We start from the raw sequence: 7,539 nt of genomic DNA on the forward strand, positions 1-7,539 counted from the left end.
TTTTGGAGCAAGCAATGGCAACTCGTTGGACCCTTTCTCAGGCACAGGCGCTGTTTGATAAACCTTTTCTCGAACTGATGTTTGAGGCGCAGCAAATCCATCGCCAGTACTTTGATCCGCGTCAGGTGCAGGTCAGCACGCTGCTGTCGATCAAAACCGGGGCCTGCCCCGAAGACTGTAAATACTGTCCGCAAAGCTCGCGTTATAAAACCGGGCTAACCTCCGAACGCCTGATGGAAGTGGAGGAGGTGCTCAGTTCAGCGCGTAAAGCCAAGGCCGCCGGATCCGGACGCTTCTGCATGGGCGCCGCATGGAAAAACCCGCACGAGCGCGATATGCCTTACCTGGAGCAGATGGTGCAGGGGGTAAAAGCGATGGGGATGGAGACCTGCATGACGCTGGGCACCTTGAGCGAGCAGCAGGCGCAGCGACTGGCGCATGCCGGGCTGGATTTTTATAACCATAACCTGGATACCTCGCCGGAGTTTTACGGCAGCATCATCACCACCCGTAGCTATCAGGAGCGACTGGATACGCTGGGCAAAGTGCGCGATGCCGGGATCAAAGTCTGTTCCGGTGGCATCGTCGGGCTGGGAGAAACAGTCAGCGATCGTGCTGGCCTGCTGGTGCAGCTGGCCAACCTGCCAACCCCGCCGGAGAGCGTGCCAATCAATATGCTGGTCAAAGTCAAAGGCACCCCGCTGGCGGATAACGATGACGTCGATCCCTTCGATTTTGTACGCACCATTGCGGTGGCGCGCATCATGATGCCGCATTCCCATGTGCGCCTCTCTGCCGGGCGTGAGCAGATGAGCGAGCAAACCCAGGCGATGTGCTTTATGGCCGGAGCCAATTCGATTTTCTACGGCTGCAAGCTGCTGACCACGCCAAACCCGGAAGAGGACAAAGACCGGGTGTTGTTCCGCAAGCTGGGCCTGAACCCGCAGCATACGGAGACGGAAAGCGGGGATAACGAGCAGCAACAGGCGCTGGCAGCCCAGTTGATGACTGCGGATACCGACCTGTTCTACAACGCGGCGCTGTAATGAGCTGGTCACAGCGTATTGAACAGGCACTGACCGCCCGGCGCAGCAGCGGGCAGTACCGCCAGCGCCACCCTAGCCAGCAAGGGGATGCACGCAGCCTGCGGGTGGCGGAGCAGGACTATCTGAACTTCTCAGCGAATGATTACCTCGGATTAAGCCACGATGCCCGCATCATCAGCGCATGGCAGCAGGGCGCTGCACGCTATGGCGTTGGCGCAGGCGGTTCGGCGCATGTGACCGGCTATCGCGCCCCTCAGGCCGCACTGGAAAGTGAGCTGGCCGACTGGCTGGGATACGATCGCGGATTACTGTTTATTTCAGGATTTGCGGCGAACCAGGCCGTTATCACGGCGATGATGGCGAAAAATGACCGGATCTTCGCCGATAAGCTGTGCCATGCCTCGTTGCTTGAAGCCGCCAGCCTTAGCCCGGCGACGCTGCGGCGCTTCGCGCATAATCAGTCGTCGGCACTGGCGCAGCTGCTGGTTCTGCCTGCCAACGGCGAAACGCTGGTTGTGACGGAGGGGATTTTTAGTATGGACGGCGACCGTGCCCCGCTGGCAGAACTGCATCAGCTCTCTCTGGCACAGGGCGGCTGGCTGCTGGTGGATGATGCGCACGGTATCGGCGTCTGCGGCGAGCACGGGCGCGGCAGCTGCTGGCAGCAGGGGGTGAAACCGGAGCTGCTTATTGTCACCTTCGGCAAAGCCTTTGGTGTCAGCGGCGCAGCGGTGCTGTGCAATGAGGACACTGCCGAGTACCTGCTGCAGTTTGCCCGTCACCTGATTTACAGCACCGCGATGCCGCCTGCGCAGGTCTGCGCACTGCAGGCGGCCCTCGGCTGTATCCGGCAAGGCGAGGGTCTGCGCGAGCAGCTGTCGGCCAACATTCACTACTTCCGCCAGCAGGCGGCTGGTTTGCCCTGGTCACTGGCATCCTCCGACAGTGCCATCCAGCCCCTGATGGTCGGTGATGAACAGGCGGCGCTGACATTGTCGCAGCGGCTGCGTGAACGCGGCTGCTGGGTCAGCGCCATCCGCCCCCCCACCGTGCCGCCGGGGACGTCACGTCTGCGTATTACTCTCAGTGCGGCTCATCGCACGGAGGATATCGATCGGCTTCTGGAGGCTCTCCATGCAGCAAACCGTTGATAAGCAGGCCGTAGCGGCAGCCTTCGGGCGCGCAGCACACTGCTATAACCAACATGCGGATCTTCAGCGTCAGTGCGGTGAACACCTGATGGCGCTGGCACGCCCCGGTCACACGCTGCAGGTGCTGGATGCTGGCTGTGGCACCGGCTGGTTCAGCCAGCGCTGGCGTGCTGCCGGGCATCAGGTCACGGCACTGGATCTGTCGGAAAAAATGCTTCAGCAGGCAGCGAACAGCCACGCTGCGGACCATTACCAGCCCGGCGATATCGAGGCGCTGCCGTTTGCCGATGCCCGCTTTGATCGCTGCTGGAGCAATCTGGCCGTTCAGTGGTGCAGCGATTTATCACAAGCGCTGCGTGAGCTGCAACGGGTGACGAAACCGGGCGGTCAGGTGCTGTTCTCTACGCTTGCCGCCGGGTCACTTGCTGAAGTGCAGCAGGCCTGGCAGGTGCTCGGACGGGCGGCGCCGGTTAACGCGTTTGCCAGCCTGAGCAGGATTGAACAGGCGGCGGCGGGAAGTGCTTTGACGCTGATCCCTTATACGCTGACGCTGGCCTTCCCGGATGTCCTTAGCCTGCTGCGTTCGTTAAAAGGCATCGGTGCCACTCATCTGCATCAGGGGCGCGATGAACGGCCGCTGAGCCGTGGACAGCTGCAACAGCTTGAGCAGGTCTGGCCGCGCGATGCGCGCGGTTGCCTGCTCAGTTATCAACTGGTTTCAGGAGTGATGGAACGTGAGTAAACGCTGGTTTGTAACCGGAACGGATACTGAAGTGGGGAAAACCGTAGCCAGCTGTGCATTACTCCAGGCGGCACGGGCCGCGGGCTATCGCTGCGCAGGCTATAAGCCAGTTGCCTCCGGCAGTGAGATCACCCCGGAAGGGATTCGTAATGAAGATGCTCTGGCATTGCAACGTAACAGCGCGGTCAGGCTACCCTACGATGTGGTGAATCCGCTGGCCTTTGTTGAACCGACCTCACCGCATATTATCAGTGCCGTGGAGCAGCGGACGATTACTGCACAGCAGCTTTCTGACGGGCTTGATGCGGTGGCACAGCAGGCGGATTGGGTGCTGACGGAGGGGGCGGGTGGCTGGTTTACGCCGCTGTCGGACACCCTGACGTTTGCCGATTGGGTGCAGCAGATGCAGCTGCCGGTGATTCTGGTGGTGGGGATGAAGCTGGGATGTATCAACCATGCGCTGCTGACCGTACTGGCGGTACAGTCTGCCGGTTTATCACTGGCAGGATGGATTGCGAACGGTATTCAGCCGCCGGGTCAACGGCATCAGGAATATCTGGCTACGCTGAAACAACGTATACCCGCACCGTTACTGGGTGAAATCCCGCATCTGACCGGGCAGGGGAGAGAGGATTTAGGGCGTTTTATTACGCTACCTTGAGGCTGACTGGCGGACCAGAAAACAGGGGCCGCCCCTACGATATCCTGTAGGGGGAGCCCCTTTTTTCCGGTCGACCCGTCGTCATTACACCGTCAGCCATGTATTCACCATGCTGTCATCCAGTTGGGCAACTTTGCCATGGGCGACATTGCGCCCGCGATGCAGCAGCAGGAAGTAATCGGCCACGCGGCGAATAAACGACAGGCGCTGCTCCAGCAACAGAATCGTCATGCCGAAGTCGTGATTCAGACGATGGATCAGATTGCCCATCTCCTCTTCCAGCCAGGGTGACATCCCCTCCGTCGGCTCATCCAGAATCAGCAGCTTCGGTTGCAGTACCAGCGCACGTGCCAGCGCCAGTTGCTGTTGCTGGCCAATCGGCAGCTCGCCGCTGCGCTGATGGCGCAGAGAGTAAAGCGCCGGAAACAGATCGTAAACCATCGGCGGGATTGCGCGGTGGCGCTCCATACCTGCCCCTGCCAGTAGGGCAATTTGCAGGTTCTCTTCAATGGTCATCTGCGAAAAAATCTGGCGCCCTTGCGGCACATAGCCAATGCCCAGCGACGCGCGTTTCTCTACCGGTTGCAGTAACAGATCCTGCGGCGGGCCGTTATCTTCCTGCCAGATCATGGAACCGCTGTTGATGGGCAGGTGTCCCATAATGCAGTTCACCAGCGTGGTTTTACCCATTCCCGGCTGGCCGATAATGCCGGTGCAGGTGCCCGGTTGCAGATCCAGGTCAACGTCCCACAGAATGTGGTTTTGCCCATAAAATTGATTAATAGAACGTAAACTGAGCATCTGACACTCTCCTTCAGACAGTTATCGATCGCACCTGTTTTGCTTACGCTCTTTGTCGTCAGGCAAACAGTCCGGCATTGATAAAAATGCCCGCGGCTTTGCGCTTTTCGCTTTGGTGTGATGAAAGCGTGAGGCGGTACTGATATAGCTTGCAAATAGCAGGCCAGTTCGGAAAAAGGCCAAAAATACACAAAGTGGTAACATTGACGGCAGGTATTGGTGAGCGGCGCTAAACAATTTATCGTGGTCAACCGCGCGCTGCACCGGGCCAGTGCCGCAGGTGAAACGGTCATGGTGCAACTGCCATGTAAAATAGCAGAGCCGAAAATGTGAGGTGATAATTCGACAGGCGCACGTGGCTCAAAACGGTGCATAAGTTGCCCGTTTATCCTTGCTGCTGCCCCCTTTGCGTGACGAAAAAAAAGCAAAAAAAAATATTTGGCGGTCAGATGGGAGCGTGGGGACGATTTATACACATCAGACGGGTCAGGCGCTGAAAACAGTTATCCACTATTCCTGTGGATAACCTTGTGCATTAACGTCTGAAAACCTGCGCAATGCGAGAGCGGACGCGGCTTTGGCTCGGGTTGGTGTGAAACTCGGCTTATTGATAAACTATAGTTAAATCAATTGTTTATTTAAAATCAATACAGGTAAAAATCCTGGGTTGATCCATCAGCGCTTTTGGCGGGCGGCTATTGACAAATGTTAAAAGGCTAAACTATCTGGGGATAAGCCTTTCAGACACTTTCCGCATACGTTTGCGCACCGGGCGGCAAAAGTGCGGCTTTGCGTTTCTTTGAAGCAGTATGAAAAATACCTGGGATTTTATCCAGCCTTTTTTGCTGGCAAAATCGTCACGGCAGAGTAGAATTACAGTCCGGTTCGCGTCCCTCTTCATCAGGTAGCCTGTTATGAGCAAAGTGTTTAAACTCAACTCCGATTTCAAACCTTCTGGCGATCAGCCGGAAGCGATTCGCCGCCTGGAAGAGGGGCTGGAAGATGGCCTGGCGCATCAAACGTTATTGGGCGTAACCGGATCAGGTAAAACCTTTACGATTGCCAACGTGATTGCCGATCTCAATCGACCGACGATGGTACTGGCACCCAATAAGACGCTGGCGGCACAGCTTTACGGCGAGATGAAAGAGTTCTTCCCTGATAACGCGGTGGAGTACTTTGTCTCTTACTACGACTATTACCAGCCTGAAGCCTATGTCCCCAGTTCTGACACCTTTATCGAAAAAGATGCCTCGGTAAACGAACACATTGAGCAGATGCGTCTTTCTGCCACCAAAGCCCTGCTCGAACGGCGCGATGTGATTGTGGTGGCCTCAGTGTCAGCAATTTACGGCCTGGGTGACCCGGACCTCTATCTGAAAATGATGCTGCACCTGTCACGTGGCATGGTTATTGACCAGCGCGCGATCCTGCGTCGTCTTGCCGAGCTGCAATACACCCGCAATGACCAGGCTTTCCAGCGCGGCACGTTCCGCGTGCGCGGTGAAGTCATCGATATCTTCCCGGCAGAGTCTGACGACTATGCGCTGCGCATTGAGCTGTTTGATGAAGAAGTCGAACGCTTATCCATTTTCGATCCGCTAACCGGGCAGATTGACTCGGTGGTGCCGCGTTATACCATCTACCCCAAAACCCACTATGTGACCCCGCGTGAGCGCATTCTGCAGGCGATGGAAGAGATCAAAGTGGAGCTGGTTGACCGTAAACAGGTGCTGCTGGCTAACAATAAGCTGCTGGAAGAGCAGCGAATCAGCCAGCGAACCCAGTTTGACCTGGAGATGATGAACGAGCTGGGTTACTGCTCGGGCATTGAAAACTACTCCCGCTATCTTTCCGGGCGTGGTCCTGGTGAGGCACCGCCTACGCTGTTTGACTATTTGCCCGCCGATGGCCTGCTGGTCATTGATGAATCCCACGTGACGATCCCACAAATCGGCGGGATGTATCGCGGCGACCGGGCGCGTAAAGAGACGCTGGTCGAGTACGGTTTCCGCCTGCCATCAGCGCTGGATAACCGCCCGATGAAATTTGAAGAGTTTGAAGCGCTGGCGCCGCAAACCATCTATGTGTCCGCGACTCCTGGCAACTATGAGCTGGAGAAATCGGGTGGGGACGTAGTGGATCAGGTGGTGCGTCCCACCGGCTTGCTTGACCCGACCATTGAGGTGCGCCCGGTAGGGACGCAGGTCGACGATCTGCTGTCTGAGATCCGTAAACGCGTGGTGATAAACGAGCGCGTGCTGGTCACGGTGCTGACCAAACGTATGGCAGAGGATCTCACCGAGTATCTGGAAGAACACGGCGAGCGGGTGCGGTACCTGCACTCAGATATCGATACCGTGGAGCGCGTGGAGATTATCCGCGACCTGCGCCTCGGTGAGTTTGATGTGCTGGTGGGGATTAACCTGCTGCGTGAAGGGCTGGATATGCCCGAAGTGTCGCTGGTGGCAATCCTCGATGCGGATAAAGAGGGCTTCCTGCGCTCTGAACGCTCACTGATCCAGACCATTGGCCGCGCGGCGCGTAACCTTAACGGTAAGGCGATCCTCTACGGTGATAAAATCACGCCGTCTATGGCACGTGCGATCAGTGAAACGGAACGGCGTCGTGAAAAGCAGGAGCAGCACAACCTGGAAAACGGCATTGTACCGCAGGGCCTGAATAAGAAAATCGCGGACATTCTGGAGTTGGGCCAGGGGCTGGCGAAGAACAAAGCGAAGGTGCGCAGCATGAAAGGGCGCAGCATTGTGGAAGACGATCCTGAGTATGTTGATCTGTCGCCGGGTGGATTGCAGAAACGCATCCACCAGTTGGAAGCTCAAATGCAAAAGCATGCACAGAATCTGGAGTTCGAAGAGGCCGCCCAGGTACGCGACCAACTACACAAGGTGCGCGAACTGTTTATCGCGGCATCTTAGCGTAGGGTCTGACCCGATTCTGTAGGGGCGACCCCTGAGGGATCCCCACAAAACAAGACCTGCATTATTTGCAGCCACCTTCTTTTCCGGTCGGCCAGTGACGCGGGCCTGCACGATGGTTCAGGTCAACGTCAAGGGCGTTTCGCTTTCCCGCTGCGCGGGCTGAGCGACCCAGGGCGGCCAGTCGCCGCCGCCCTGG

The 7,539-nt window shown here is 57.4% G+C and carries 6 protein-coding genes; 5 read left to right on the plus strand and 1 reads right to left on the minus strand.

All coding sequences use genetic code 11. From position 1 onward, the window contains the following. Window positions 1-14 precede the first annotated feature (14 nt). From bioB to bioD, 4 genes are read left to right on the plus strand one after another with little or no spacing between them, the layout of a single operon-like run. On the plus strand, window positions 15-1,046 hold the full coding sequence (bioB, locus tag FVB43_RS13715) for a biotin synthase BioB (protein WP_167864146.1): 1,032 nt from the start codon (window positions 15-17) through the stop codon (window positions 1,044-1,046). Next, the gene (gene bioF / locus FVB43_RS13720) at window positions 1,046-2,197 is read left to right on the plus strand and encodes an 8-amino-7-oxononanoate synthase (RefSeq protein WP_167864147.1); all 1,152 of its coding nucleotides are present in this window, start codon (window positions 1,046-1,048) and stop codon (window positions 2,195-2,197) included. Before bioB ends, bioF begins: the two co-directional genes overlap by 1 nt. Then, window positions 2,181-2,939: a malonyl-ACP O-methyltransferase BioC gene (bioC, locus tag FVB43_RS13725; RefSeq protein ID WP_133841182.1), complete on the plus strand. Its 759-nt coding sequence runs from the start codon at window positions 2,181-2,183 to the stop codon at window positions 2,937-2,939. The genes bioF and bioC overlap by 17 nt, the downstream gene beginning before the upstream one ends. Continuing rightward, entirely contained in the window at window positions 2,932-3,600 is a 669-nt protein-coding gene (bioD, locus tag FVB43_RS13730; RefSeq protein WP_167864148.1) for a dethiobiotin synthase, read from the plus strand. Before bioC ends, bioD begins: the two co-directional genes overlap by 8 nt. Window positions 3,601-3,684: 84 nt before the next feature. Here bioD and FVB43_RS13735 read toward each other — a convergent pair whose 3' ends face one another. After that, complete coding sequence (locus FVB43_RS13735; protein WP_133841180.1) at window positions 3,685-4,401, minus strand: ABC transporter ATP-binding protein; 717 nt, start codon at window positions 4,399-4,401, stop codon at window positions 3,685-3,687. Between the two features lie 914 nt (window positions 4,402-5,315). On the opposite strand from FVB43_RS13735, the gene uvrB reads away from it, so the two are divergent. After that, window positions 5,316-7,340 (plus strand): excinuclease ABC subunit UvrB, encoded by a 2,025-nt coding sequence (uvrB, locus tag FVB43_RS13740; protein ID WP_133841179.1) that lies wholly within the window; start codon window positions 5,316-5,318, stop codon window positions 7,338-7,340. The last annotated feature ends 199 nt before the right edge of the window (window positions 7,341-7,539 follow it).

It is taken from the genome of Erwinia rhapontici (assembly GCF_012271765.1).
Taxonomy (GTDB): Bacteria; Pseudomonadota; Gammaproteobacteria; order Enterobacterales; family Enterobacteriaceae; genus Erwinia; species Erwinia rhapontici.

Coding starts and splice junctions, on each gene's coding strand:
- bioB (WP_167864146.1), top strand. CDS start 15: ATGGCAACTCGTTGGACCCTTTCTCAGGCACAGGCGCTGTTTGATAAA.
- bioF (WP_167864147.1), top strand. CDS start 1,046: ATGAGCTGGTCACAGCGTATTGAACAGGCACTGACCGCCCGGCGCAGC.
- bioC (WP_133841182.1), top strand. CDS start 2,181: ATGCAGCAAACCGTTGATAAGCAGGCCGTAGCGGCAGCCTTCGGGCGC.
- FVB43_RS13735 (WP_133841180.1), bottom strand. CDS start 4,401: ATGCTCAGTTTACGTTCTATTAATCAATTTTATGGGCAAAACCACATT.
- uvrB (WP_133841179.1), top strand. CDS start 5,316: ATGAGCAAAGTGTTTAAACTCAACTCCGATTTCAAACCTTCTGGCGAT.